The organism is Marinobacter sp. C2H3, assembly GCF_037080155.1.
Classification (GTDB): domain Bacteria; phylum Pseudomonadota; class Gammaproteobacteria; order Pseudomonadales; family Oleiphilaceae; genus Marinobacter.
Genome location: NZ_JBBBNZ010000003.1, coordinates 101055 through 126653 on the forward strand (window position 1 = coordinate 101055; position 25599 = coordinate 126653).

A 25599-nucleotide genomic window follows, 5' to 3' on the forward strand; every position below is an offset into this window, starting at 1 on the left:
TAACGGTTTTTAGCAAATACTTTCTATAAAACGAAACCAATTTTCTCTAGTGCGAGCAGCACAGCCCTTTCACATGGCACCCGCTCCTTCTTGGCAGGGCGATGCTGGAAGGAAGCTGCGTCTCCAGGGCAGTCGTTGACTAATTTCTGAAACACACCGGTCACGTGGCGGACTCTAGAAAGCAAGGTGCGCAGCCAACACTCAAAGCTTTTCTGGTCGTTCAACACAAATACCAACCCCCTAAAAGATTCCTCAGAATCCCAAGAGATTCCAGTGGCACTTCGTTTTCGCCTCCTTTGAATTTCGACAATATGAACCGACTTGTCTGGTAGAGAGAGCCGAGCAACCAATACACCTCTCAGCTTAGATTGATGTCGATCTATATACGGCCAGTTTAGGATGGTTCTAGGCAACTCTTCATCGCCTTGAACCGATTCATCTGCGTCAAACGATTCCAAGGCAATGAGCTTTGGCTCTTTATCAGAGCTGTAACCATCTTCAAACGTGAACCATTCAACTTTTCGAATTTTTCTAGGATGCGCTTCACTGAGGAATACTATCGCATTCCACATATCGCGCATTACACCCTGAGATTCCATAACTGGCTCCGCACGTATAGACGCGTAGCCAACACCCTTTCCCTCGCCGTGATGCTCTCCCGTTGAGTAGCTCTCTGAACCATCGCCTTTCAATTTGCTACCAGCAGTATCTTTGGCCTGCTTGTCTCGATAGTTAGTGACCAGCCTCTGAGTACCAAGCACCTCAAACTTTGGCTCCTCGACTTCTATGCTTCCAGCACTTTGATCGGGTTCATTATCTTTCGTAAGGTCGATAATCTGAGGAGGCGTAACGCTTGAGCGCCCTGTCGCGCCTTGCCAGGCTTGCTTTTGCGAGTCTATGTCGGCCGGTTGTTCGGCATTATTTCTATTGTCCCGGCTTCTCTCGATTGGGACACCACTGGGATCGCTAGCTCCAACAATTTGGAGCCCCAGGAACGATTTTCTATTTTCGAACCAGATACCTTTCACCTTAAGCCGGGCGAGTTCCTTGAACCACGGGCCAACCCTCAGAAAAGCGGGGTACTTACCAGAGGGATCATGGAGTGCTTCAATCTGAGCGTATATCTGTTTCGCCCTAGACTCTGCGTACCGATCATATTTCACGTGCGCAAGAAACAAGACATCCCCGTTTGCCAGGCGCTTCCTCAGCTTCACCTTCCACTTGCCGTCTTCCTCTGGTTGGTCCAGCGGCGCGTATAACCGATTACCATCACCACCCTCAGTTCCATACCATGGATAAGTAGCCAATACTCGCCGCAACTCTACCGAGCGGCCATAGCACCGGGAAAAGAATTCGAGACAGGGAATTATTAGCTTTCCTCCAGTCTCAAGGTCAAATTCGATTAACCAATTACGGTCTGATTTGTATCGGAGTGGATACAAGGTAAACGGATAGGGAGGAGCAATGTTGTTTTGACTAGCATAGTGAAAGGACGAAAACTGCCACTTTGCTGACCGGTAATCTACGTCAAATTCACATGTATCAAATTCGGCTTCTCGGCGACAAACACCGTTCTGCCATACAGTACCCAGTCGGACATGACCTAAGGTCGAAAGGGGCACTCGACGTAATATGAAGTCATCTGAGAGATAGCCAGAGTCCCAAAGCTCCCTGAATGCCACGAGGACATTTGGTTGTGACCCGGCCTGTTGGTTCTTATAAATGCCGCAATACCACCATGCAATCCAATTTCCGACATTCCCTGTCAGACTATCCTTGAGTCGAAGGGAACTATTGACCCGTTTGAGATTCCATTCAAATCGTTCTGACACTTCCGCCTCTCATGAAGTCGCTCCTGATACTAAGATGAGCATTGACTTTAACGGAAGCATCTACACCATCGCAATTATTGCTATAACGTCGCTCCTATTCCTATATATGACAGCCGCCGCCGACCATGGCCACCGCCGAGGCGGTGTGGTGGGGCGACCGGAACGGCGGCTCCCGCCAGCGGCCCTCCCGCACCGGCAGGCCGGCCACCGAGTGCACGCTCGCCACCTCCAGGGCAGCGTCGTCCGTCAGCGGCGGCAGCAGGCCGGGCAGGCGACTGGCCAGCATGCTCTTACCGGTGCCCGGCGGGCCGAAAAGAAGCAGGTTATGCCCGCCGGCGGCCGCGACCTCCAGGGCCCGGCGCGGAACCGACTGGCCGCGCACGTCGGCCATGTCCGGGCCGGACAGCACGGCGTCATCCAGCGTCATTTCCGAGCGGGGTACGGGCACCAGCGTCGCCCGCTTGTGCAGGTGCTCACTGACCGCCAGCAGATGGCTGGCCGCCAGCACGTCACCCCGTGACGCCAGCGCCGCCTCCCCGGCGTTGGCCTGGGGCACCAGCAGCTCGCGACCGGCGTCCCGGGCCGCCAGCACCGCCGGCAGCACACCCTTGACCGGGCGCAGGGCGCCGTCGAGGGCCAGCTCGCCGATCACTTCGCAGCGTTCCAGGGGCTCCGCCGGGATCTGCCCGGAGGCGGCAAGAATGCCCAGGGCAATGGGCAGGTCGAAGCGGCCGCCTTCCTTGGGCAGATCGGCGGGGCCGAGGTTGATGGTGATGCGGCGGGCGGGAAACTCGAAACCGGCGTTGAGCAGGGCGCTGCGGACACGCTCCTTGCTCTCGCGCACGCCGGTTTCCGGCAGACCTACCAGGGTGAGGGCGGGCAGGCCACCAGAGAGATGCACTTCCACCGTCACGGCGGGTGCGGACACGCCAAGGCTGGCGCGGGAATGGACGACGGCGAGCATAACAACCTTCCATGGCATTGGCGGCGGGCATCCGGCCCACCGCAAAGGGTATAAAGGGAATTTACCGGGCGTTCAGGGCGCGTTCCAGTTCCGCCACCCGCTGTTCCAGGGCGTCGACCTTTTCACGGGTCTTCATCAACACCGCCTGCTGCACGTCGAACTCTTCCCGGGTAACCAGTTCCAGGCGGGACAGCACCGTCATGGCCGCCGCCCTGGCCTGGGTTTCGAAATCTTCCCGGGCCGCCCGGGCCATATCCGGTACGAACTGGCCAAGCTGGCCCTGGATCTGGGCAAAGATGTCCTGGGGACCTTTCACACTGCACCTCTCTGATGTCTGGCGTTGCGGCCGCGGACGGCCAAAACCGGTGAGCCGAGTGTAACACAGCGGGGGACCTGCCATACTGTGCCCGCGGGACGATATAATGCCCGCGCGCCATCGGCCCTACCGGTGCGCGCCAAAGTGGGCCACGGGCGGGCGTTACGCCCTGTTTTAGTGCGATACGCTGCGCCAAAGTGGAACAGAAAAACTCTAATGCGTTGTTAAATAAGCTCTTTTTTGCGTTGGCACAACCGATGCTAAAGCCTCCGTACGCAATCCGCACAATTGACGTGCGAGGTGGCAGCGTTCCGAGCTCAACAACCGGCCGGCGGGCCTCCATGTTGGGACGGCCTTACCAAGGAGAAAGCAATGAAACTTGTGACAGCAATCATCAAGCCTTTCAAATTGGATGATGTCCGTGAGGCACTATCCGAGATTGGCGTACAAGGCGTAACCGTCACTGAAGTCAAAGGCTTCGGTCGGCAGAAAGGCCACACCGAACTGTACCGCGGCGCGGAATACGTCGTGGATTTCCTGCCCAAGGTCAAAGTGGAAATCGCCATCGGCGACAACCTGCTGGACCAGGTCATCGAATCCATCACCAAGGCGGCCAACACCGGCAAGATCGGCGACGGCAAGATCTTCGTGACCGAGCTGGAGCAGGCCATCCGGATCCGGACCGGCGAGACTGGCGAAGAGGCGGTCTGACCCGCCCCTGACGACCGACCCGGCCAACGCAAAAAATCTTATAACCAGAAGCCTTGTGCGGAGGGCTTGATATGGAAAACAACGTTTTCGAGCTGCAGTACGCTATAGATACCTTTTATTTTCTCGTGATGGGCGCATTAGTCATGTGGATGGCAGCTGGCTTTGCCATGCTCGAATCCGGCCTCGTGCGCGCCAAGAACACCACGGAAATCCTGGCCAAGAACATGGCCCTCTACGCCATCGCCTGCATCATGTACCTGGTGTGCGGCTACGCGATCATGTACGGCGGCAGCCTGTTCCTCAGCGGCATTCAGGACGTGGACGTCCCCTCGGTTCTGTCCAGCTTCACCACCCGTGAAGACGGCTTCGCCGGCGGCGCCATCTACTCCAGCGCCTCTGACTTCTTCTTCCAGGTAGTGTTCGTGGCCACCGCCATGTCCATCGTCTCGGGCGCGGTTGCCGAGCGCATGAAGCTGTGGACGTTCCTGGTGTTCGCCGTGTTCATGACCGGTTTCATCTACCCGCTGGAAGGTTCCTGGACCTGGGGCGGCAACGCGGTGTTCGGCATGTACTCCCTGGGTGACCTGGGCTTCAGTGACTTCGCCGGCTCCGGCATCGTGCACATGGCCGGTGCAGCGGCGGCTCTGGCAGGCGTTCTGCTGCTGGGCGCCCGTAAGGGCAAGTACGGCCCGAACGGCGAAGTGCGCGCCTTCCCGGGTGCCAACCTGCCGCTGGCCACCCTGGGTACCTTCATCCTGTGGATGGGCTGGTTCGGCTTCAACGGCGGTTCCGTGCTGAAGCTGGGTGACATCGCCAACGCCAACTCCGTGGCCATGGTGTTCCTGAACACCAACACCGCGGCTGCCGGCGGCGCCGTCGCTGCGCTGATTACCGCTCGCCTGATGTTCGGCAAAGCTGACCTCACCATGCTGCTGAACGGCGCGCTGGCCGGCCTGGTGGTGATCACCGCCGAGCCGTCCACCCCGAGCGCGCTGACCGCCACCCTGTTTGGCGCCATGGGCGGCGTCCTGGTGGTCCTGAGCATCATCGCTCTGGACAAACTGCGCATCGACGACCCGGTCGGCGCCATCTCCGTGCACGGCGTGTGTGGTCTGCTGGGCCTGCTGCTGGTACCGGTCACCAACGGCGACGTCAGCTTCAGCGGCCAGTTGATCGGTGCCGCCACCATCTTCGTCTGGGTGTTTGTCGCCAGCCTGGTGGTGTGGGGCATTCTGAAAGCGGTAATGGGCCTGCGGGTCTCCGAAGAGGAAGAGTACGAGGGTACGGACCTGTCCGAATGCGGAATGGAAGCCTACCCGGAGTTCGTCAACGGCAAGCAATAACGCCAGAGACGATCACGAAAAAGGGGCGCCCTCGGGCGCCCCTTTTTAATTCAGTGTATGAACACTTTTGTATCACCTGCATCTTTTATGTCTTTTCGATTTTCAATATTTCGCCAGGTACTCCCACGGCGCTGAATCTTCCAGCGAATCGCTGCAGCACTCATCCCGACATTCCATTGCCCGAGAGGGGCCCGTTCTCGGATTTCAGAGAAATTTCGGAAGACATATCTATTCAATAAATAGCCGCATTCCCGAACGTCGGACGTTCTAGAAAATTAGATTCTCCTTATCCTTGGGTCGTTCGAATTTTTTACAGTTACGATCACGGCCAACAGTAGTGCCTTGACTCTCATGAGGATTCCCAAGATATTCCTGCCAGACCTCTGCTCGGCGAGCCCTAAATATCCCAGGCCGGGTATGTAACCAAGATTCCACGCTTTATCAAAGCATCTCTTGGCCCTCTCGAGGTCATAGCCCGACCAACTCTCATCCAAACAAATTTTCCCCATATAGAAGTATGCGTAGGGGCTTTCTGTAGATTTACAAACCGTCTCGCAATAACCCATCGCCTTGACGCAATCTCTCTCCACACCAAGTCCGTAAAAATAGATCCTTATCAAACCAAAGAACGCCAACAGAGATCCCGTTTTTTCAGCCGATATCTGATAATGAGAAAGCGCCGCTCGGTAGTTCCTAGGCACCGCCCTATTTCCGACTTCGTATATATATCCAAGGTAAGCGTCTGCAAGAAAACAGCCCTGATCCGACAGTTTTCTGAATTTAACAAGGGCCATTTCAAAGGCACCCTCGTCAAAGAGATCTACAGCGCTTTTTAGATCCCTCTCCACGGAGGTATCTATCATTTTGTAAACATCCCTGCCCCCCTCCGAGGTTTCCGACCTCAGCCCTCGGCCGGGTTCACGTCGTCGGTCAGGGCGTCCACCATGAACTGGGGCATGGCCAGCGCCCCCTGGTGCACGCCCGGATTATAGTAGCGGGTCACGAACGGCCGGTCCCGCGCATCTTCCTCACGGAAATAGCGCAGCGGGTTATCCTTGCTGGCCATGGTGCAGCTCCACCAGCCGGTCGGGTATACCGGCTGCGGGAAGGGCAGGGTCTGAACGTGCTTGAGCCCGGCCTTGCGCATGTCGGTGTGGATGTCCCGGATGATGGTGTCGGTGTGCAGCAGGGGCGACTCACTCTGCTGTACGATGAGGCCGCCGTCCCGCAGGGCCAGCATGGCGTCCCGGTAGAAATCCAGGGCGAACAGGCCTTCGGCGGGGCCAACCGGATCGGTGCTGTCGATGATGATCAGGTCGACGCTGTCCGGTGCCTGGTCCCGCACCCACTGGATGCCGTCGCCGAAAAAGAAGTTGGCCCGGGGATCGCCGTTGGATTCGCACAGCTCCGGGAAATACTTCTCCGCCGCCCGGGTCACCCGCTCGTCAATTTCCACCTGCCAGGCCTCTTCCACACCCGGGTGCTTGAGCACTTCCTTGAGGGTGCCGCAGTCGCCGCCGCCGATGATCACCACCTTTTTCGGGTCCTTGTGTGTAAACAGGGCCGGGTGAGTCATCATCTCGTGGTACAGAAAGTTGTCCCGGCTGGTCAGCATGACGCAGCCGTCCAGCACCATCAGGTTGCCGAAGGTTTCGGTCTCGTAGATCTCAAGCTTCTGGAAGGGCGTCTGCTCCTCGTGCAGCTTGCGCTTTACCTGCAGGGAAAATGCGGTGCCCTGGTCCTGGAATACCTCGGTAAACCAGCCATCGTTCAATGCCGTCATGAAGTGCCTCCCGTTGTGACTGCGGGCCGGATGGCGCGCGCCAGCATCTGGCCGCGCGCCGGGGCCGGCGCAAAGCGGCGTATTGTAGGCGCTAATTTCCGCAGCCGCGACTTTTAGCCCCCGCGCGTTACACCTACAATGACGGCCATCAGACCGGCCCCGCGCCGGCCCGTTTCCAGACAGGATAGCAAGCATGAGCGACACTCGCGGCACCCCGGCTCACCAGGCCTACAATATCGCCCACTGGAGCGACGGCTACATCGACGTCAACGATCGGGGTGAGGTCCTTATCCGCCCGGACCGTGGCCACAGCGACGCTACCATCAACCTGCCGGAGCTGACCCGTTCCCTCGCCGGCGAGGGCGTCCAGCTTCCGGTACTGATCCGTTTCACGGACATCCTGCACGACCGGGTCAACAAACTGTGCAACGCCTTTAACCGTGTCGCCTCCGACCAGGGCTACGGCGGCCGCTACACCGCGGTGTACCCCATCAAGGTGAACCAGCAACGCCGTGTGGTGGAAGAACTGCTGGCCGCCGAACCCGCCGCGTCCGCCGGACAGATCGGCCTGGAGGCCGGCAGCAAGCCGGAGCTGATGGCGGTGCTGGCCATGGCCCGGCCCGGTTCCGTGATCGTTTGCAACGGCTACAAGGACCGGGAGTACATCCGCCTGGCGCTGATCGGCCAGGCCCTCGGCCACCGGGTATTTATCGTGGTGGAGAAGCGCTCCGAGCTGCCGCTGATCCTGAGCCAGGCCCGTGAACTGGGCGTGCGCCCGCTGATTGGCGTGCGGGCCCGCCTGGCCACCATTGGCAAGGGCAACTGGCAGAACACCGGCGGCGAGAAATCCAAATTCGGCCTGTCCGCCACCCAGGTGCTGGACGTGATCCATACCCTGCGGGACGCCGGCGCCTTGGACAGCCTGCAGCTGCTGCATTTCCACCTGGGCTCCCAGATTGCCAACATCCGGGACATCCAGACCGGCCTGAAGGAGTGCGCGCGCTTCTACGCCGAGCTCCATCGGCTGGGCGCTCCGGTGGGCACCGTCGACATCGGCGGCGGCCTGGGTGTGGACTACGAGGGCACCCGCTCCCGCAGCAGTTGCTCCATGAACTACGGCGTCCACGAGTACGCCTACAACGTGATCCACGTGCTGCAGGCCGAATGCGACCGCCTGGGCATCCCGCACCCGGACCTGATCAGCGAGTCCGGCCGCGCCCTCACCGCCCACCACTCGGTGCTGGTGACCAACGTGATCGACCGGGAAGGCCCCGAGCACCGCACGCCGTCGGCACCGGCGGAGAGCGACGCCGGCCCCCTGCACGATCTCTGGCGCGATCTGGCCAGCCTGGAGGACCCGGCCTCGCCCCGGTCGCTCACGGAGATCCACCACGACGTCATGCACGCCATGGCGGAGGTCCACAGCCAGTTTGCCCACGGCCTGCTGTCCCTGCCCGAGCGTGCCCACGCCGAAACCCTGTACAGCCGCTGCTGCCAGCTGTTGCGGGCGGGGCTGGACAGCGCCAACCGGGCGCACCGGGAAATCATCGACGAGCTGAACGAAAAGCTGGCGGACAAGCTGTTCGTGAACTTCTCCCTGTTCCAATCCCTGCCGGACGTCTGGGGGATCGACCAGATCTTCCCGGTGATGCCGATACAGGGTCTGAACCGCCCGCTGGTGCGCCGGGCGGTGATTCAGGACATCACCTGCGACTCGGACGGCCGCATTGACCAGTACGTGGACGGCCAGGGCATCGAGACCACACTGCCCCTGCCGGACGACGCCGGCGATGACGGCATGCTGATCGGCTTTTTCATGACGGGGGCTTACCAGGAAATCCTCGGAGACATGCACAACCTGTTTGGCGACACCCACTCGGTGGATGTGCGGCTCAACGGCCAGGGCGGTTACGAGATCGGCGAGCCCATCACCGGCGACACCGTCGCCAAGGTGCTGCGCTACGTGAACTTCGAGCCGGGGCAGTTGCTGGCCGCCTACCAGCGCAAGTTTGCCGCCAGCAGCCTGGCGCCAGGCCAGCAGGCCGCGCTGCTGGACGAGCTGTCGGTCGGGCTTGACGGCTACACCTACCTGGAAGAGTGATCGTCCGGGGCCAGCCGGGCGCGCCAGGCGCTGGGGGACACGCCTTCCCATTTGCGGAAGGCCCGGCCGAAGTTGGAGGGATCGCTGTACCCGACCTGCTCAGCCACGGCCTCAATGGTCAGACCGGGCCGTTGCAGCAGGACCAGCGCCCGCCGGTGTCGCTGCGCATCCTGCAGCGTCTGGAAGCGCACGCCTTCTGAAGCCAACTGGCGTCGGAGGGTTCGGGCAGACATGGACAGCTGCGCGGCCACGGTCTCCAGGTCCGGGATACGGCCATCGCCGCCTGGCGCGAGGAGCCGTCGCACCCGTTCGGTCACGGTGATGCTGGCGTCGATCGATTTCAGCTCCTGCTCACACTGGGCTTCCGCCACCCGCCGCGCCACCGGATTGGACAGCGCGATGGGCAGGGACAGCAACCGCCGGTTGAATCGGAGCTGGTTGGCGCGAGCGCCAAAGAGGATCTGGTCGCCGAACAGTCGATGATACGGCGCCCGATCCGTGGGCTCCGGATAAACCACCCGGCACTCGCCATCCAGGATCAACCGATTGCCGAACAGCAGTTGGTTCACATCCAGCAGCGAGGCCATGACCACGTCCACGTTGAACCGTTCGAGGTCGGCGAGGCCATGCCCTGGGTCCAGCTGCAGAACCGCCTCATCGCCTTCCTCGAAAAACGTCAGGTCCATGTATACGAACCGGGTGCGGAAATACTTGATCAGCACGCCGATGGCTTCTTCGAGGGTGTCGCAGCTGATGGCGGCCTGGGCCAGGGAGCCGTGGGTGGTAAACTTCAGCCGTAGCCCGAACGCCAGGCCCAGGGCGTCGTCCTTGCAGCGGGCCAGGGCCTCCCGGCACAGGCCGGTGAACTGTTCCAGGGTAATGAAGTTGTCCGGGTGCCCCAGTTGCACAGGCCGGATACCGGCGCTGGCCAACAGGGGCGCACGGGCCACCCCCAGTTCTTCGGCAAGTTGGCACAGAATGTCCGCATAGTGGGCGCGGATCACCGGCAACGGTCCCTGTTTCCCGGGCAGTGTCATGAACGCTGGACTCACTGTTGGCAAAGGACGAACGCCGCCCGAACAACGTCAACGCGGCTTTTCATCCAAGCCTAGCGGGCCGGAGTGTGCAGGACAATCGCTTCATCGACGTCGATCCGTTGCCACTGTCGTCACTGTGTCATCAGAGGGCTCGCCGGAGTCCGACGGGGCCACCGCCCCCTCTCAGCCAGGGCTATTTTCAGACCAGCCACTTTTTTTCACGCTCGGGTGATCCAGAGGGCATCCGCGATCCGTATTTCTGTCACTGACAAACCCTCGACGAGTGCATAGAATGATGATCAACAAGAGCTCAGAACGTGCGACTGTCAAGGAGCGTCCAGTGACGACACTGGAACCGAAACCCGCCAGACCTGAAGGGCGAAGCAAAGACGCCTGGAGTCAGATGCTTGAGCGGGTGGGTAAATCACAGGATCGCGAGGCCTATCACAAGCTGTTCGAGCACTTTGGCCCGCAGATCAAGTACTACGCCATGGCGAACGGGCTGGCCAGTCACGCCGAGGAACTGGTTCAGGAGGTGTTTGTGTCCATTTGGCGGCGCTCCTGCCTGTACGACTGGCGCAAGGCGGCCGCATCCACCTGGATCTTCACGATCGCCCGGAACCAGCGCATCGACATGCTGCGTAAAATGCAGCGGACCAGCGCGGAAATGCCGGTGGAAACCGAGGATCTCTGGCAGATTCCCGGCGAGAACGAGAATGAGCCGGTCACGTCTTTGCACCGGCTGATGTCGGAAAGACGCATTCGCGAGTCCCTGAGCCACCTTCCCGAGGAGCAGATCACGGTCATCGCCAAGGTGTACATGGAGAATAAGTCGCACCAGATGGTGGCAGACGAACTGGACATTCCGCTGGGTACGGTGAAGAGCCGCGTCCGCCTGGCGCTGAATAAACTGAGAGTGATTTTGCAGGATCAGAACGTATGACACGGCACCATCCCGACAGCCTGAGTCTGATGGAATACAGCGCAGGCAACCTGAGCGAGCCGCACGCCCTGTGCATCCGGCTCCACCTGGACAAGTGCCCTCACTGTCGGAGCCGGGTGGACACGTTGGACAGCCTTGGCGCGGTGATGATGGAAACGCAGCCGAAGGTCAGCGTGTCCGAGAACATGTTCGACACCATTCTCGCCCGCATTGACCAGGAACCGGATGCAAACCGCCTGGTTGATCAGGCCGCAAACCGGATGTCGCCGCTACAGAAGCTGCTGGGGGAAGACCTGGGCGAGCTGCCCTGGAAACGTCAGCTGGGAGACGTCAGCGTGCTGGACATCACCGACCGGTTCCCCGGCCAGCGGGAGCAGGTGGTTCTTCAGAAACTGGCCGCCGGCGGCAAAGCACCTGCCCACACCCATCGGGGTGAAGAGACCACCATCGTTCTGCAGGGGGCGTTTGCCGACCAGAACGGGGTGTTCAACCAGTGGGATTTTGTGGTGCTGACCGACGAAGACGAGCATAAGCCGGTCGCGGTGGGGTGTGAAGACTGTATCACCCTGTCGGTGCTGAGCGCGCCGGTCAAGCTTACTGGTACGTTCACCCGCATGCTGAACCCGTTCATCCGGTAACCCAGCTGTCCGTCATCCAGACCGCCCGCGACGCGTCCCGGGCGGTTTTTTTGTGCCTGATGGTCGTCCATTGTCCGAACAACGCTCACCACGGCAACTCCTCCCCGTTCCAGCTCAGGAACTGGCCGTTGGACGCATCCTCCAGCCCGTCGATCACCCGCCACAGGTTCTCGGCCGTTTGCGCCGGCGTGTGCACCGTCAGCTGGGCCAGGGAACCCTGGAACGGCTCACTCAGCCGGGATTCGGTCGTACCCGGGTGCAGGGCGATACAGGCGATCGGCCTGGAACGGCGGCCAAGCTCGATGGACAGGTTCCGCACCACCATGTTCAGCGCCGCCTTGGCGCTGCGGTAGGCGTACCAGCCGCCGAAACCGTTGTCGCCAATCGACCCGACCTTGGCGGAAATCGCCACCACCTTTTTAAGGCGACGGTGCCGCAGGAAGGGCACCAGGCCCCGCATGAGCGTGGCAAAGCCGGTGCAGTTGACGGCAAACGCCCTGGCCATGGCCTCGGACGACACATCCTCCAGGCGCTTTTCCGGGAACAGGTCGCTGTCGTGCAGAAGCCCGGCCGCATAAATGATCAGATCAATGCCTGCCTCCGGTGCGCCGAACGCAACCTCCGCCCTTTCACGAACGCTGTCCGGCGTGGCGGTGGTCGCGTCCCAGGCCTGGAGGAACACCCGATCATCGAGCCCGGTGGTATCCACCGCGTCCGGCCGCCGGCAGAGCCCGAGGATTCGGACATCTTCCACGGCCTGCAGGCAGTGTCTGGCCAACGCACCCCCAACGGCACCGCTGATGCCGGCGATCACTAGGTTGGTCGTGGGGATTGCGTCGGTCATGGCGCTGTCGGTCGGGCTCCCGCGTGGAATGTTGCTGCGCGTTTTCGAAGAACCCAAATCGTAGCAAATCGCTGATTAACAGGGTTATTAATCGTCCAAACCGCTTCCATAGAAATCTTTCATCATAAATTTCCGGTCAATCCATAATCCCAGAAATTCAAACGATCGTATTAATCGATGGTTTGAATGGGCGCTGGCTGACGGCCGCCCGCGCCCGCGGCTTGCCGATCAAAAAAAGGAGAGAGTGATGCGCTATCAGGCCCCCATCGAAGACCTGAAGTTTCTGCTGTTTGACGTACTGGGCGCGGACCGCCTGCATGAGCTGGCGCCCTACGCGGACGCCACCCCGGACCTGATGACCGCGGTCATCGAAGAAGCGGGCAAGCTCGCCGCCGATGTCATCCAGCCCACCAATCAGGTGGGTGATCGACAAGGTTGCCACTACGATACCGACACAAAGAATGTCACCACGCCGGACGGGTTCCGGGAGGCGTACCGGACCTTCGTCGAGGGCGGCTGGACCGCACTGGATGCGCCCATAGAGTTTGGCGGCCAGGGCCTGCCCCACACCTTGAAATTCATCGTCGATGAAATGGTCTGCTCCACCAACCTGTCCCTGGGCATGTACCCCGGCCTGACCCACGGCGCCATCAGCGCCCTGCACACCCACGGTTCGGACGAGCTGAAACAGACCTATCTGGAAAAGCTGATCTCCGGTGAGTGGACCGGCACCATGTGCCTGACCGAGCCACAGTGCGGCACCGATCTGGGCCTGATCAGTACCCGCGCCACGCCCAACGAGGACGGCAGCTACGCCATCGAGGGCACCAAGATCTGGATCACCGGCGGTGAGCATGATCTGACCGACAACATCGTGCACCTGGTGCTGGCCAAGCTGCCGGGGGCGCCGGACACCACCAAGGGCATTTCCCTGTTCGTGGTGCCCAAGTTCCTGCCCGGCTCCGGGGAGCGCAACCCGGCGTTCTGCGGCGGCCTTGAGCACAAGATGGGCATCAAGGGCTCCGCCACCTGCGTGATGAACTTTGAAGGCGCCACCGGCTGGCTGGTGGGCGAACCCAACGACGGCATGCGCGCCATGTTCACCATGATGAACGAGGCCCGGCTGATGGTGGGCATGCAGGGCCTGGGCCTGGCGGAAATGGCTTATCAGGAGAGCCTCGGGTTTGCCCGCGAGCGCCTGCAGAGCCGGTCCCTGAGCGGACCGAAGAACCCGGACGGCCCGGCCGACCCGATTCTGGTGCACCCGGACGTGCGCCGAATGCTCATGCGCCAGAAAGTCCTGAACGAGGGCATGCGCGCCTTGGCCCTGTTCACCGGCCAGCAGCTGGACCTGTCGGTGGCGCACCCGGACGAGGCGGTGCGAGAGCAGGCGGACGATCTGGTGCAATTGCTCACCCCGGTGGTCAAGGCGTTCCTGACCGACGAAGGCTACAACAACGCCAACTGGGGCCTGCAGGTACTGGGGGGCTCCGGCTTTACCCAGGACTGGCCGCTGGAGCAGCTGGTGCGTGACGGCCGCATTGCCCGCATTTACGAGGGGACCAACGGCATTCAGGCGATGGACCTGGTCGGCCGCAAGCTCAGCCTCAAGGGCGGCCAGCTGGTGCGCACCCTGTTTGCCGAGCTGACGGGCTACCTCAAGGCCAATCCGGAGGCGCCCCACCGGGAAGCGCTCAAGGGCGCCGTCAAGGCACTGGAACAGGCCACGATGTGGCTCGCCAGCAACGCCCCCAAGGACCCGGAGCAGGCCGGCGCCGCTGCCACGCCGTATCTGCGGCTGATGGCACTGACGGTCATTGGCTATCTCTGGTCCCGGATGGCCGCCGTGGCCACCGAGCGCCTGGAAGCAGGCACCGGCCACCGCCCACTGCTGGAAGCCAAGCAGGCCTCCGCGCAGTATTTCTTCGACAAGCTGCTGCCGGAAATTCAGTGGTTACTGGCGGATATTGAAAGCGGTAAGGACACTCTGATGGCGTTCAGCGACGACCACTGGGCGGCTTAACGGGCCATGGCTGGCCGGAAATGACCGACTTTTGGCAAGTTGTGACCTTCCGGCTCGGCCTACGTTGTCTGACAATAGGTACGTTGATTAGTGTCTCTGAACTAGTCCAGCCCGGCTCCCAGAGATCCGGGCCTTTCTTTCAAGCCACGCTTACGCGTGGCTTTTTTCGTTTCCCCCGCCCCATCCGTGATTCCCCGCAGTGCAGTCGTGCCCGCTCCGGCGCTGGGTTACAATGCCCCTCCCACGGGCAGTCCGGCGTTGCCGGGCGGGAATCGGAGGCTGAATGAACGACGATTACGGGTTTCGCTTCGGCGGCATCGAGCGGCTTTACGGCCGCCGGGCACTGGCGGCGTTCCGAAACGCCCACGTGGCTGTGGTCGGCCTCGGGGGCGTGGGTTCCTGGGCCGCCGAGGCCCTGGCCCGCAGCGGCGTCGGAACCCTCACCCTGATCGACATGGACGACATCTGCGTCTCCAACACCAACCGCCAATTGCACGCCCTGGACGGCCAGTATGGCCGCACCAAGACCGACGCCATGGCCGAGCGCCTGCGGGCCATCAACCCGCACGCCGATATCCGGGTGCACTTCGGCTTCCTGACCCCGGCGAACGTCGCCGAGCTGCTCACCGACGACCTGTCCGGCGTGATTGACGCCATCGACAGCGTCAAAGCCAAGGCTGCCATGCTCGCCCACTGCCAGCGCCGCAAACTGCCGGTGATCTGCGCCGGTGGCGCGGGCGGGCAGATGGACCCGACCCAGATCCGTGTGGCCGATCTCAGCAAAACCACCCAGGACCCGCTGCTCGCCAAGGTGCGCAATCTGCTGCGCCGGGAATACGGCTTTTCCCGCAATCCCAAACGCCGGTTTGGCATTGAGGCGGTGTATTCGCTGGAGCAACTGACCTACCCCGCCGCTGACGGTGAAGTCTGCCTGCAAAAACCGGACACCGCCGGCCCCGTGCGCCTGGACTGCGCCACCGGCTTTGGTGCCGCCAGCCCCGTCACCGGCAGTTTCGGCCTGATCGCCGCCGCCCGCCTGCTCGCCCGGCTGGCCCGCAACGCCCAACCCTGAGGACCGCCCCGATGGAAGGAACCGACACCGCCATGCCCATCAGCACCGTGCTTTTGCTTGCCACCATTGGCGTGCTGTCTCTGGCCTGCCAGTGGCTCGCCTGGCGGGTTCGCATGCCTGCGATCCTGTTCCTGCTGGCCGGCGGCCTGGTGGCCGGGCCCGTAACCGGCGTGCTGGTGCCCGAGGCAGTATTCGGCGATCTGCTGTTCCCGGTGGTGTCCCTCGCGGTCGCCATCATCCTGTTTGAAGGCAGCCTGACCCTTCGGTTCGAAGAAATCCGCGGCCACGGCAAAATGGTCCGCAACCTGGTGCCGGTGGGTTCGGTGGTGGCCTGCATCACCGGCACCCTGGCGGCCCGCTGGGTGCTCGACCTATCCTGGCAGGTGTCCCTGCTGTTTGGCGCCATTTCGATTGTAACCGGGCCCACGGTGATCGCGCCGCTGCTGCGATCAGTGAGACCCAAGGCCAAGCTGGCTAACACCCTACGCTGGGAAGGCATCATTATTGATCCCGTGGGCGCCCTGCTGGCGGTTCTGGTGTTCGAGGGCATTGTGTCCTGGGGCCAGGGTAATGTGTTTGAACACGCCCTGGTGCTGTTCGGCAAAACCGTTCTGGTCGGCCTGCTGGTGGGCGCAGTCGCCGGGTACCTGAACGGGCTGGTGTTACGCAAACACTGGATTCCCCAGTACCTGCACAACGCCGGCACCCTGACGTTTATGCTGGGTGTCTATGCGTTCTCCAACGAGGTCGCCCACGAATCCGGGCTGCTGACGGTTACCATCATGGGCATCTGGATGGCCAACATGAAGCAGGTGCCCATCGAGAGCATTCTGGAATTCAAGGAATCTCTCAGCGTGCTGCTGATTTCCGCCCTGTTTATCATCCTGGCGGCCCGGGTGGAGTTCAACGCCATTGCCGACCTCGGCTGGGGCCTGGTGGTGGTGATCGGCGCCCTCGTCCTGGTCGCCCGCCCGCTGAGCATTTTCCTGTCCGCCATCGGCACCGACCTGACGCTCAAGGATAAACTGTTCCTGAGCTGGATCGCGCCCCGGGGCATCGTCGCCGCGGCGGTGTCCGCCCTGTTTGCGTTCCAGCTCCAGCGCCTGGGTTATGACAGCGCCAGCGCCCTGGTGCCCCTGGTGATCATGCTGATCATCGCTACCGTGACCCTGCAGAGCCTGACCGCCCGCCCGCTGGCGCACCTGCTTGGCGTGGCGGAGCCGGCGGCCTACGGCTATCTGATTCTCGGTGCCAACCCGGTGGCCCGGATGATCGCCCAGGCCCTGCGCAAGCATGAGGTGCCGGTGACCCTGGCGGACACCAACTGGGAAAACGTCCGGCAGGCCCGGATGGCGAATCTGTCGGTGTACTTCGGCAACCCGGTGTCCGAGCACGCCGCCACCCACCTCGACCTGACCGGCATCGGTAACCTGCTGGTGGTATCCCCTTACAAACACATGAATTCCCTGGCCACGTACCACTTCCTGGACTGGTTCGGCAGCCAGCACGTGTTCACCCTGTCCGAGGGCGACCAGGACCAGAACGCCCGGCACCAGACCGCCGAGAAAATCCAGCTGACCCGCGGCCTGTTCGATGGCGTCAGCTACGCCAAGCTGGCCAGCCTGGTCAGCCAGGGCTACAGCGTGCGTACCACCCAGCTCAGCGAAACCTTTGATTACGAAGCGTTCCTGGAGACCTACCAGCACCAGGCCCTGGTGCTGTTCGTGTTCGACAGCAAAGACCGGATTGTGCCGGTGCGGCAGATGGACGGTCTCAAACCGGAGGACGACTGGCTTCTGATCAGCCTGGTCCCGCCCCAGGCGCCGAAGGAGCGAAAGGAAAAGGAAAAGGAAAAAGACAAAGACACTGAAAAGGACGCCCAGGCCGGGGAAGCCCAGGCGCCCGCCAACTGATCAGCGGCAGTCAAGCACCAGCTTGCCACGGACGTGCCCACCTTCCAGGGTTTCGTGGGCGGCCCGGGCCTGATCCAGCGAAAAGCTCTGGTCAACGTGCACCCGCACATCGCCGTCTTCGATCAGCTCGGCAATTTCCTCCAGGTGGAACACGTCCGGGCGCACCGTCATACCGTGGGCCCGAAGTCCCATGACCTCGGCGGCACTGATGATCTCGTCGGCGGTGACCGTGGGGATGGTGACCAGTACGCCCTGCTCGCCGAGGGTTTGCAGCGACCGTTTGCCAATGTCGCCGCCCATCAGGTCGAGCACCATGTCCAGGCCGTAGCACTCCTCGGTGAAATCGCTGTCGTGGTAGTCGATCACCTCGTGCACCCCCAGCTCCGCGAGGAAGTCCCGGTTGCGGGCCGAGGCGGTGGCAATCACGTGGGCGCCCCGCTCCAGGGCGAACTGGACGGCAAAATGACCAACGCCACCGGCGCCGGCGTGAATCAGGATCTTCTGGCCGGACTCCAGCTTGCCCATCTCGAACAACCCCTGCCAAGCGGTCAGCGCCGCCAGCGGCACGCCTCCGGCGGTGACCAGGTCCAGCTCGTCCGGAACGACCGCGAGCTCATCCGCCTGGGCCAGGGTGTACTCGGCGTAGGCACCACCCCCGGAGGGGAAACCCACCATCCCCATCACCCGATCACCCGGTGCCAGGGTGGTGACGTCATCCCCCACCGCCACCACTTCCCCAGCGATGTCGTAGCCGGGTGTCCAGGGCAGTGCGTTCTCGATCTGGCGGGCGGCAAAGCCCAGGCCCTTTCGGGTTTTCCAGTCGATCGGGTTGAGACCGGCACCGTGCACCCGTACCAGCACCTGGCCGGCGCCCGGTTCGGGGACGGCACCGCTCACCACCGTCAGCACGTCAGCCTCGCCAAAACGGTCGTAAACAACCCGGCGCATGGTCCCGGCCCGGGCCGGTTCAGCGTTGTGTTCCATGAACGTCTCCAACTGTGACAGAGTGGCAGGGATGTCCGCCTTGGCGCACCGCTGAGGTGCCGACTTCAGACTAGCAGAATTCCAGGGCCAGGCCAGCCTCAGGCGTCCGGCAGCCCCCGTCCTCCCGCCACCGACGCACCCGCCAGGATCTCGGCGAACGCCTTCGGGGCACGGGATGGCCGCTGGGTTTTCAGATCCACGCAGGCGTGGGTGGACATGGCCCGGACCAGGGTCTTGCCGTCCGCCGGCCGCACCAGCTGGAACTGCCGGGCAGATCGGAAGCGGCCGTCAAATCCGGTCAGCCAGGTGCCCAGCACGAGCCGATCGCCGGCGTTGGCGGCGGCCAGGTAGTCAATTTCCGTGCGGGTGATGGCCATGGCCTTGCCGGTTTCTTCGTGCAGGGCCCAGGTCATCCCGAGACTTTCGATGTGTGCCCAACTGACGTCTTCCAGCCAGCGCAGGTACACCACGTTGTTGGCGTGGCCTAGCCGGTCGGTGTCGGCGGCCTGAACGTCGATGTCCAGGGTGAACGGGTCCGGCAGATCCCAGTCAATCGGGTTCATGGTTGGTCGTCTCCGGCAGCGGAAAAGGCGCCCAAGGGTAGCCGGCCAATCCGATCGTTGTGTAGTGAACCAAAGTATAGCGATCCGTTGCCCGGGGTCACCGAGGTGATCTCCTTCAGGTGGCTGCCGGCGGTATCGTGCAGGCTCAGCAGCGGCCGGCCCTGGTGGTCATAGGCCACCACCAGCCCATACGTCCGGGGTTTGGGCTGGAGAGTGTCAGGCAGCTTGGCCACCAGATTCTTGAGCCAGGGATAGGGATGAAGGGCGTCTAGGGTGGCGTTGCGCAGGGTCGGGAACGCCACCCACACCCGCCCCTGACCGTCGATCGAGAGGTTATCCGGAAAGCCCGGCAGGTTGTCCGCGAAGACCTCGGTGCGGCCGGCCTTCGGGCCTTTGATCCAGTACCGCAGGATGCGGTATTTCCAGGTCTCGTTGACCAGCGCGAACGAACCGTCGGGGGACACCGCAACGCCGTTGGCAAAATACAGGTTGCCAATCAGCTTCTCCACCTGTCCGGTTCGCGGGGAGTAGCGCAGGAAGCGGCCGTGGGGGCGAGTTTCCAGCAGGTCCAACCGGTAGTCTTTCTGGTGAAAGCGGTCGCTGGCGTCGGTGAAGTAAATGCGCCCGTCCGGTGCCACTGCCACGTCGTCCGTGAACCGGAACAGGGTACCGCCCTGCTCCCGCGCCAGAATGGTCACGATCCGGTCCGGGCCGATGGCCAGCAGCCCCTCGTCGGCATCCGCCACAATCAGCCGGCCGCGACGGTCAAACGCCATACCCAGGGGGCGGCCGCCGGTATTCAGCCAGGTGTCGGTGTGACCGTCCGGGTAAATCCGCACGATGCGGCCGTCCGCGGTACCGGTATACAGCAGGCCGTCCGCGCCGATGGCCACGTCTTCGGGCCCGTTAACCTGCCCTCGCGCCAGCAGATCGGCGTCCTGCAGCCGCTCGTTGGGGGCCAGCGGACCGGACAGCGCCGGTGCCTCGGGCGGCTGCCAGGCCGCGCTGTCCACCGGAGACGGGCTCAGCAGAAAGCCCCCAGTGAGAATGAACAGGATCAGCAGCGTCAGCAGCCATTTCATGGGAGCTCCTCAACCGGCGTTCGCGCCGGCCTCCAGAAAGCGGCGGCACAGCGCGGCAAACGTGTCGGCCTTTTCCGCGTGCAGCCAGTGGCCGGTGTCCTGAATCACACGAACCTCCGCGTTTGGGAACAGCCGCAGGATCGTGTCACGGTGTTTCTCCTGAATGTACGCAGAATCGGCGCCTTTGAGGAACAGTACCGGCCCGTTGAAGGGCCCGTCACCCGCCGGGGCCGCTGCCAGGTTGCCGTAACAGGCCTCGATCACCGGCAGGTTCAGGCGCCACCGGAACACCGGGCCGCCCTCGGTCTGCTCGTCCCGGGGCACCCGCTCAAGGTTCTTGAGCAGAAACTGTCGGGTGGGCGCGCTGTCCACGTAGGGCGCCAGTTGCTCGTCTACCTCGCTGCGGGAGCGCACTCCGTCCAGTACCACCGCGCTCAGGCCTTCCAGAATCGCGTCGTGACGGGGCTTGTACGTTACCGGGGCGATGTCGGCCACAATCAGCCGTTCCACCCGCTCCGGCGCCATCAAGGCCACCTGCATGGCCACTTTGCCGCCCATGGAGTGGCCCAGGAAGCTCGCCCGGTCCAGGCCGGCTGCATCCATGTAGGCAATCACGTCCTCGGCCATGGCCGGGTAATCCATGGTTTCGGTATGGGGCGACTGGCCGTGGTTACGTTCGTCCAGCGCATGGATCTGCCACTGGTCCTGGAGCCGGCGGGCAATGCCGCCGAGGTTCTCATGGGAGCCGAACAGTCCGTGCAGAAGGATGAGGGGCGCGCCCTCCCCCGTAATCCGATGATAAAGCGCCACAGTCATGGTCAGTTCGTCTCCGCGTTTGAAGGATGCATGCCAGACCGGATACATTACCATCGACAGCCTGCCAGACAACCGGCGCGAACCAACTTCCGTGCCGTCCCGGCAGACGCCTGCGGGGCCAACCAAGGAGCCACTCCGGCCATGGAACACCTGTCACTGCTTGCCATCGGACTGGCCCTGTTCTACCTGGCCGCCCTCGGGTGCGTGTACCGGATCCTGCTGACCTACCGCACCTCCCAGGGGGCCCTTGCCTGGATTATTGGCCTGCTCGGCCTGCCTTACCTTACCGTGCCGCTGTTCCTGCTGATTGGCCGCAGCCGGTTTGGCGGGTACATCAAGGCGCGCCGCCTGGGTGACCAGGCGCTGGGGGACCTGTTCAACCAGCTCGAACAGATCGGTTGCCCGGCCCCGGCCGACGCCACCGGAGCCGGCCGCGACGAGCTGGCCGTACTCAGCAAACTTGGCCGCCAACCGTTCACCAGCGGCAACCGCTGCACCCTGCTAAAGGACGGCGAGGCCACCTTCCAGGCCCTGTTCGATGCCATGGAAGACGCCCGTCATTACATATTGCTGGAATTCTATCTGGTGCGCTCGGACCGGGTTGGGCAGCGCATCAAGGCCATCCTGGAGCGAAAACTGGCGGAGGGCGTGGAGGTCTGGTTTCTGTACGATGACATCGGAAGCGTCTGGCTGCCCCGGCGCTACCTTCGGGAACTGGCCGATGCCGGTGCCAGAGTGGCGTCTTTCGGCAACGGCAACGTCCGCCGCCGCCGCTTCCAGATTAACTTCCGCAACCACCGCAAGCTGCTGGTGTGCGACGGCACCACCGGTTTCGTGGGCGGCATCAACCTGGGAGACGAATACCTGGGCACGGCACTGGAGCAGGACCCGTTCCGGGATACCCACTGCCGCCTGGAAGGGCCGGCGGTGGCGGGCCTCCAGCTGGCCTGGCTGGAAGACTGGAACTGGGCAAGCGACCAACTGCCCGAGCTGAACTGGACGTACAACAACCAGCCCCCGCCCGGCGCCGAGGACGTGCTAATCCTGCCCAGCGGCCCGGCGGATACCTGGGAAACCTGCACCCTGTTTTTCCTCAACTGCATCAACAATGCGCGGGAACGGATCTGGATTGCCTCCCCCTACTTCGTGCCGGACTTCCAGGTGATGAATGCGCTCCAACTCGCGGCACTGCGCGGCGTAGACGTGCGCATCCTGATTCCGGAGGTGTCCGACAACCCGGTGATCCGCCTGGCCGCTTACTCATACCTGGTCCAGGCCTGCCAGGCAGGCATCAACATTTATCGCTACCAGCCGGGTTTCATGCATCAGAAGGTGGTGCTGGTGGACGACCGCTATGCGGCAATTGGTACCGCCAACCTGGACAACCGGTCCATGCGCCTGAACTTCGAGATTACCGCCATTATGGTGGACGGGGACTTCGTCGACTCTGTGGCCCGGATGCTGGAGGACGATCTGGCCCATTGCCAACTGATGACGCCCGGCGACTACGAGGAGCGCTCCTTGCTGTTCCGGCTGACCTGCCGGGCCATCCGCCTGGGCGCACCGTTGTTGTAACGCACTGGCAGTGGGCGCCAGCCTGTGCGACTATTCGGGCATCGTTGTCCGTGCAGGCCCGTTGTACCCCATGACCGCGTTCCAGCCCCGTGAGACCCTGACCGAACAGGTGGCCCGCCACCTGGAAGACCGCATCACCTTCGGCCAGTTCCGGTCCGGTGAGCGCCTGTACGAGAGCACCCTGGCCAAAGACATGAACGTGAGCAACGGCTCCGTTCGCGAGGCCCTGCTGGTGCTGGAAAAGCGCCACCTGATCCGCAGCGTGCCACGCAAGGGCGCGTTTGTGACGCCCCTGGACGAACACTTCGTGCGCAGCCTGTACGACACTCTGGAACTGTACCTGACCCACACCGGCCGAAAGCTGGCCCGCCAGTGGCAGCCGGCCGACATGGAGCGGCTCGAAGCGCTCTACGAGCAGATGCGGGACTGCTTCAACCGCAACGATCTGCCAGCGTTCCTCGCCCTGGGCATTGAATACACCCAGGCGTCTCTGGCCTACGCCGACAATTATTTCATCGTGACTGCCATCGACGACCTCTGGCCCTCGGCTCGCCGCTGCGCGTTCGTGGCGTTTCAGCGGGGCGGCCTGCAGGTGCTGGAAGACAACCTGGCCCACATGCGGGAATCCATCGACGCCATCCGGGACCGGGACGACGACCGTCTGGCCGGCATCCTGCACCGTTTCGCCCTGCAGCAGTGCCAGCAGGTGCTGGACGCCATCGCCGCCTCCTCGCGCTCCGCGTAAATCCGTCCGCCGTTCACAGGGGTCCGCGCCTGGCGCTATTCGTAGAAGAGCTGGGTGAAGGTAAAGCCCACGTTCAGGTAGGCGGTCCAGTCCTGGGCGGAGTTGTAGGCGGCCGCCGCCTGGACCGGCCCGAAGAAGGTATCCACGCCGGCGAACACGCTCACGGACTTGACCGAATCGGTCCAGCTCGCCTCTCCGAGGGAATCCCAGGCGTTGCCCGCTTCCAGGCCAGTGCCTGCAAACCAGGGCACAATGGGCCCGCCGAAGCGCTGCCGGGCGTAGACAGCGGCCATGGCCGCGCTGGTGCCGGTAATCTGCCCTGGCGCGTATGCTGACAACCGCCGGAACCCACCCAGGCGCACCTGATTCTCAATGCCCGCCTCGCCCTTGAGCACGTCCTCGGCGAACAGCAGGCCGGTCACGCTCAGCCCACGCCAGTCCCCCGACGCCATCAGCAGACTGGTGACCGAATCAAACCGCCGGTCCGATCCCAGCCCCGGGCGTTCAAACCGCGCCCGCAGGCCGGCGAATCCGCCGCTGGTGGGGTATGAGGCGTCGTCCAGGGAATCGTGCACCAGGCGAAGCTGCAGGCTGCCGCTGTTCACCGAGTTGTCCGGCACCGGCTCACCGCCAATCTGCTTGTCGACGGTGGCATAGCCGCGCACATAGGTCAGCCGCACCTCGGCGTTGCCCCCCAGTTCCATGCCCACACCCAGATCGGCACTGCGGCGGCCGACGTCCACCTCCGCCACCTGCTCGGTGTCCTCATAGAGCGCCACGTTGGTGCGGCTGTACTGGCCACCCAGGATCAGGAACCGGTCATAGCCATAGGCCAGGGGCTGATACCACTGGGTGCGGATCCAGGGGTCCGTACCCAGTTGCACGCCGGTCTGCCACTCGCCCCCCAGCCGATTCAGCTCGGTTACCCGCAGGGCCGAGGCCAGGTTGAAGTGGGTATCGCCGTCCACGTTGTCCTCGTAGTTGAGGCCAAAGGCGAGGTAGTTCGGCCCCCACGATTTTTCGGCGGGCCGGATGCGCAGCACCGGGCCGTCCGGGGAAGGCAGCAGGGAGTAGGACACCGTCTCGTGATAGCCCAGCCCGTAGATGCGTTTGAGGTCCTCCTGCAGCGCCGGCACGTCCAGAGGCTCCCCCGGCTGCTGACGGATGCGCTCCCGCAGGAAGTCCCGGGCGAGGTTCCGGGGCGTATCGATTTCCACCCGGGCGATGGCGCCATCGTTGACCCTGCGGGTGGCCAGGCGGGAGCGATAGGCGGCCCAAGCCTCGCTGGACACCGACAGCCGGTGCAGCGCCACGGCGTGGCGACGGGTGGCGGTTGCGCCAATTTCAAACAGCAGAGGGGCCTGGTAGAAATCCGACGAGGTCAGCCCTTCGAGGTCTGGATGAATCCGGACATCGCCTGGCCCGAGCAGGTCCAGCTGCTGGTCCGTATTCCGCCGGGTCAGCAGGGTGGTCAGCTGCCCCACCACGGAAAACGCTTCCCGCAGTTGGTCCGGGTCCGACAGAGGGTCGGTGATGTCCACCGCGATGATCACATCCGCCCCAAGGTCCCTGGCCACGCTGATCGGCAGGTTGTTGGCGATGCCGCCGTCCACCAACACCCGACCGTTCCGCTCGACCGGGCTGTAGACGCCAGGAATGCTCATGCTGGCCCGGATCGCATCGGCCAGGTTGCCATGGCCAATCACCACGGGCTCCCCGGTGGCCAGGTCGGTAGCCACCGCCCGGAATCGGATGGGCAGCCGGTCGAAGTCGTCCACCAGGGTAGCGTCTTCGGTCAGTTCATTGAGGATAAAGCCCAGGTTTTGGCCGGCCACCAGGCCACCGCCCACGTGCACGCCGTCGGCGCGCAGTCCCAGTCCGGGCGCCAGCGGAAAGCGCCACTCGGATTCCTTGCGGCGGATGGGCTTGTAGACGCGGCCCGGATCGTCCCGGAAGCTCGACAGCCAGTCCAGGTTCATGAAGCGCCGTTCGATCTCCGCCACCGGCATGCCTGACGCGTACAGCGCTCCTACGGCCGACCCGGCGCTGGTGCCCACCACCAGGTCCACCGGCACGTGCATTTCCTCCAGCACCCGCAACACACCCACGTGGGCCATGCCTTTGGCGCCGCCGCCGCTGAGGACCAGGGCGACCATGGGGCGCGCTTTGACATCGCCGGTACGGCCGTCGTTACCACCGGCGGCTGCGGCAGACAGCGCGGGCGCCACGCCCAGGGTCAGGGCCGCGAGGCACACCAACCCCCACAGACAGGCACGAACGTCCGGCGCCCTTGAAGACGACCTGCGGATCATGG

The 25599-nt window shown here is 63.0% G+C and carries 21 protein-coding genes and 1 pseudogene; 10 read left to right on the forward strand and 12 right to left on the reverse strand.

The features are described 5' to 3' along the window. Positions 1-23 precede the first annotated feature (23 nt). From V3388_RS09955 to V3388_RS09965, 3 genes and pseudogenes are all read right to left on the reverse strand, one after another. On the reverse strand, positions 24-1832 hold the full coding sequence (locus tag V3388_RS09955; protein WP_336367400.1) for a hypothetical protein: 1809 nt from the start codon (positions 1830-1832) through the stop codon (positions 24-26). A gap of 112 nt (positions 1833-1944) precedes the next feature. Further along, a pseudogene (locus V3388_RS09960) lies at positions 1945-2796 on the reverse strand (YifB family Mg chelatase-like AAA ATPase); the annotation flags it as partial. Between the two features lie 61 nt (positions 2797-2857). Next, positions 2858-3112 carry an accessory factor UbiK family protein gene (locus V3388_RS09965; RefSeq protein WP_336367401.1) on the reverse strand — a complete coding sequence of 85 codons (255 nt, stop codon included), beginning with the start codon at positions 3110-3112 and terminating at the stop codon, positions 2858-2860. Between the two features lie 372 nt (positions 3113-3484). On the opposite strand from V3388_RS09965, the gene glnK reads away from it, so the two are divergent. Both glnK and V3388_RS09975 read left to right on the forward strand, forming a co-directional pair. Further along, complete coding sequence (gene glnK, locus V3388_RS09970) at positions 3485-3823, forward strand: P-II family nitrogen regulator (RefSeq protein ID WP_008940573.1); 339 nt, start codon at positions 3485-3487, stop codon at positions 3821-3823. A gap of 71 nt (positions 3824-3894) precedes the next feature. After that, positions 3895-5166: an ammonium transporter gene (locus V3388_RS09975; protein ID WP_336367402.1), complete on the forward strand. Its 1272-nt coding sequence runs from the start codon at positions 3895-3897 to the stop codon at positions 5164-5166. A 275-nt stretch (positions 5167-5441) separates the two neighbouring features. Here V3388_RS09975 and V3388_RS09980 read toward each other — a convergent pair whose 3' ends face one another. Together V3388_RS09980 and speE are read right to left on the reverse strand one after the other, a co-directional pair. Further along, positions 5442-6029: a tetratricopeptide repeat protein gene (locus V3388_RS09980; protein ID WP_336367403.1), complete on the reverse strand. Its 588-nt coding sequence runs from the start codon at positions 6027-6029 to the stop codon at positions 5442-5444. A 38-nt stretch (positions 6030-6067) separates the two neighbouring features. Then, entirely contained in the window at positions 6068-6949 is an 882-nt protein-coding gene (gene speE, locus V3388_RS09985) for a polyamine aminopropyltransferase (RefSeq protein ID WP_336367404.1), read from the reverse strand. Positions 6950-7142: 193 nt separating this feature from the next. On the opposite strand from speE, the gene speA reads away from it, so the two are divergent. After that, positions 7143-9050 carry a biosynthetic arginine decarboxylase gene (gene speA / locus V3388_RS09990; protein WP_336367405.1) on the forward strand — a complete coding sequence of 636 codons (1908 nt, stop codon included), beginning with the start codon at positions 7143-7145 and terminating at the stop codon, positions 9048-9050. Here speA and V3388_RS09995 read toward each other — a convergent pair. After that, positions 9035-10087, reverse strand: a complete 1053-nt coding sequence (locus V3388_RS09995) for an AraC family transcriptional regulator (protein ID WP_336367406.1) — start codon at positions 10085-10087, stop codon at positions 9035-9037. The two genes, speA and V3388_RS09995, sit on opposite strands and share 16 nt — an antisense overlap. A 340-nt stretch (positions 10088-10427) precedes the next feature. Here V3388_RS09995 and V3388_RS10000 point away from each other — a divergent pair, with 340 nt between their 5' ends. Both V3388_RS10000 and V3388_RS10005 read left to right on the forward strand, forming a co-directional pair. Continuing rightward, a complete protein-coding gene (locus V3388_RS10000; protein ID WP_336367407.1) occupies positions 10428-11030 on the forward strand; it encodes a sigma-70 family RNA polymerase sigma factor in 603 nt (200 codons plus the stop codon). After that, the gene (locus V3388_RS10005) at positions 11027-11668 is read left to right on the forward strand and encodes a ChrR family anti-sigma-E factor (RefSeq protein ID WP_336367408.1); all 642 of its coding nucleotides are present in this window, start codon (positions 11027-11029) and stop codon (positions 11666-11668) included. Before V3388_RS10000 ends, V3388_RS10005 begins: the two co-directional genes overlap by 4 nt. 85 nt (positions 11669-11753) lie before the next feature. Here V3388_RS10005 and V3388_RS10010 read toward each other — a convergent pair whose 3' ends face one another. Then, entirely contained in the window at positions 11754-12512 is a 759-nt protein-coding gene (locus V3388_RS10010; protein ID WP_336367409.1) for an SDR family NAD(P)-dependent oxidoreductase, read from the reverse strand. Between the two features lie 247 nt (positions 12513-12759). On the opposite strand from V3388_RS10010, the gene V3388_RS10015 reads away from it, so the two are divergent. The 3 genes from V3388_RS10015 to V3388_RS10025 all read left to right on the forward strand — a co-directional run bounded on the left by V3388_RS10015 (position 12760) and on the right by V3388_RS10025 (position 17520). Further along, on the forward strand, positions 12760-14535 hold the full coding sequence (locus V3388_RS10015) for an acyl-CoA dehydrogenase C-terminal domain-containing protein (protein WP_336367410.1): 1776 nt from the start codon (positions 12760-12762) through the stop codon (positions 14533-14535). 283 nt (positions 14536-14818) lie between these two features. After that, entirely contained in the window at positions 14819-15607 is a 789-nt protein-coding gene (gene tcdA, locus V3388_RS10020; protein WP_336367411.1) for a tRNA cyclic N6-threonylcarbamoyladenosine(37) synthase TcdA, read from the forward strand. Positions 15608-15639: 32 nt separating this feature from the next. Continuing rightward, positions 15640-17520, forward strand: a complete 1881-nt coding sequence (locus V3388_RS10025) for a cation:proton antiporter (RefSeq protein WP_336367924.1) — start codon at positions 15640-15642, stop codon at positions 17518-17520. Here V3388_RS10025 and V3388_RS10030 read toward each other — a convergent pair whose 3' ends face one another. The 4 genes from V3388_RS10030 to V3388_RS10045 form a co-directional block, all read right to left on the reverse strand. Then, positions 17521-18504 carry an NADP-dependent oxidoreductase gene (locus V3388_RS10030; RefSeq protein ID WP_336367412.1) on the reverse strand — a complete coding sequence of 328 codons (984 nt, stop codon included), beginning with the start codon at positions 18502-18504 and terminating at the stop codon, positions 17521-17523. 98 nt (positions 18505-18602) lie between these two features. Beyond that, the gene (locus V3388_RS10035) at positions 18603-19067 is read right to left on the reverse strand and encodes an acyl-CoA thioesterase (protein ID WP_336367413.1); all 465 of its coding nucleotides are present in this window, start codon (positions 19065-19067) and stop codon (positions 18603-18605) included. Continuing rightward, positions 19064-20149, reverse strand: coding sequence for an SMP-30/gluconolactonase/LRE family protein (locus V3388_RS10040; RefSeq protein ID WP_336367414.1), 1086 nt, complete (start codon positions 20147-20149; stop codon positions 19064-19066). Before V3388_RS10040 ends, V3388_RS10035 begins: the two co-directional genes overlap by 4 nt. 9 nt (positions 20150-20158) lie before the next feature. Beyond that, on the reverse strand, positions 20159-20965 hold the full coding sequence (locus tag V3388_RS10045; protein ID WP_336367415.1) for an alpha/beta fold hydrolase: 807 nt from the start codon (positions 20963-20965) through the stop codon (positions 20159-20161). A gap of 141 nt (positions 20966-21106) precedes the next feature. Here V3388_RS10045 and cls point away from each other — a divergent pair, with 141 nt between their 5' ends. Next, entirely contained in the window at positions 21107-22540 is a 1434-nt protein-coding gene (cls, locus tag V3388_RS10050) for a cardiolipin synthase (RefSeq protein WP_336367416.1), read from the forward strand. Between the two features lie 70 nt (positions 22541-22610). After that, on the forward strand, positions 22611-23285 hold the full coding sequence (locus V3388_RS10055; protein ID WP_336367417.1) for a GntR family transcriptional regulator: 675 nt from the start codon (positions 22611-22613) through the stop codon (positions 23283-23285). Between the two features lie 35 nt (positions 23286-23320). On the opposite strand, the gene V3388_RS10060 is transcribed toward V3388_RS10055, so the two are convergent. Next, complete coding sequence (locus tag V3388_RS10060; protein ID WP_336367418.1) at positions 23321-25597, reverse strand: patatin-like phospholipase family protein; 2277 nt, start codon at positions 25595-25597, stop codon at positions 23321-23323. Positions 25598-25599: the final 2 nt, after the last annotated feature.

Coding starts and splice junctions, on each gene's coding strand:
- V3388_RS10040 (WP_336367414.1), bottom strand. CDS start 20,149: ATGAAATGGCTGCTGACGCTGCTGATCCTGTTCATTCTCACTGGGGGC.
- cls (WP_336367416.1), top strand. CDS start 21,107: ATGGAACACCTGTCACTGCTTGCCATCGGACTGGCCCTGTTCTACCTG.
- speE (WP_336367404.1), bottom strand. CDS start 6,949: ATGACGGCATTGAACGATGGCTGGTTTACCGAGGTATTCCAGGACCAG.
- V3388_RS09975 (WP_336367402.1), top strand. CDS start 3,895: ATGGAAAACAACGTTTTCGAGCTGCAGTACGCTATAGATACCTTTTAT.
- V3388_RS10005 (WP_336367408.1), top strand. CDS start 11,027: ATGACACGGCACCATCCCGACAGCCTGAGTCTGATGGAATACAGCGCA.
- V3388_RS10060 (WP_336367418.1), bottom strand. CDS start 25,597: ATGATCCGCAGGTCGTCTTCAAGGGCGCCGGACGTTCGTGCCTGTCTG.
- V3388_RS10010 (WP_336367409.1), bottom strand. CDS start 12,512: ATGACCGACGCAATCCCCACGACCAACCTAGTGATCGCCGGCATCAGC.
- tcdA (WP_336367411.1), top strand. CDS start 14,819: ATGAACGACGATTACGGGTTTCGCTTCGGCGGCATCGAGCGGCTTTAC.
- glnK (WP_008940573.1), top strand. CDS start 3,485: ATGAAACTTGTGACAGCAATCATCAAGCCTTTCAAATTGGATGATGTC.
- V3388_RS09995 (WP_336367406.1), bottom strand. CDS start 10,087: ATGACACTGCCCGGGAAACAGGGACCGTTGCCGGTGATCCGCGCCCAC.
- V3388_RS09980 (WP_336367403.1), bottom strand. CDS start 6,029: ATGATAGATACCTCCGTGGAGAGGGATCTAAAAAGCGCTGTAGATCTC.
- V3388_RS10025 (WP_336367924.1), top strand. CDS start 15,640: ATGCCCATCAGCACCGTGCTTTTGCTTGCCACCATTGGCGTGCTGTCT.
- V3388_RS10045 (WP_336367415.1), bottom strand. CDS start 20,965: ATGACTGTGGCGCTTTATCATCGGATTACGGGGGAGGGCGCGCCCCTC.
- V3388_RS10030 (WP_336367412.1), bottom strand. CDS start 18,504: ATGGAACACAACGCTGAACCGGCCCGGGCCGGGACCATGCGCCGGGTT.
- V3388_RS10055 (WP_336367417.1), top strand. CDS start 22,611: ATGACCGCGTTCCAGCCCCGTGAGACCCTGACCGAACAGGTGGCCCGC.
- speA (WP_336367405.1), top strand. CDS start 7,143: ATGAGCGACACTCGCGGCACCCCGGCTCACCAGGCCTACAATATCGCC.
- V3388_RS10035 (WP_336367413.1), bottom strand. CDS start 19,067: ATGAACCCGATTGACTGGGATCTGCCGGACCCGTTCACCCTGGACATC.
- V3388_RS10015 (WP_336367410.1), top strand. CDS start 12,760: ATGCGCTATCAGGCCCCCATCGAAGACCTGAAGTTTCTGCTGTTTGAC.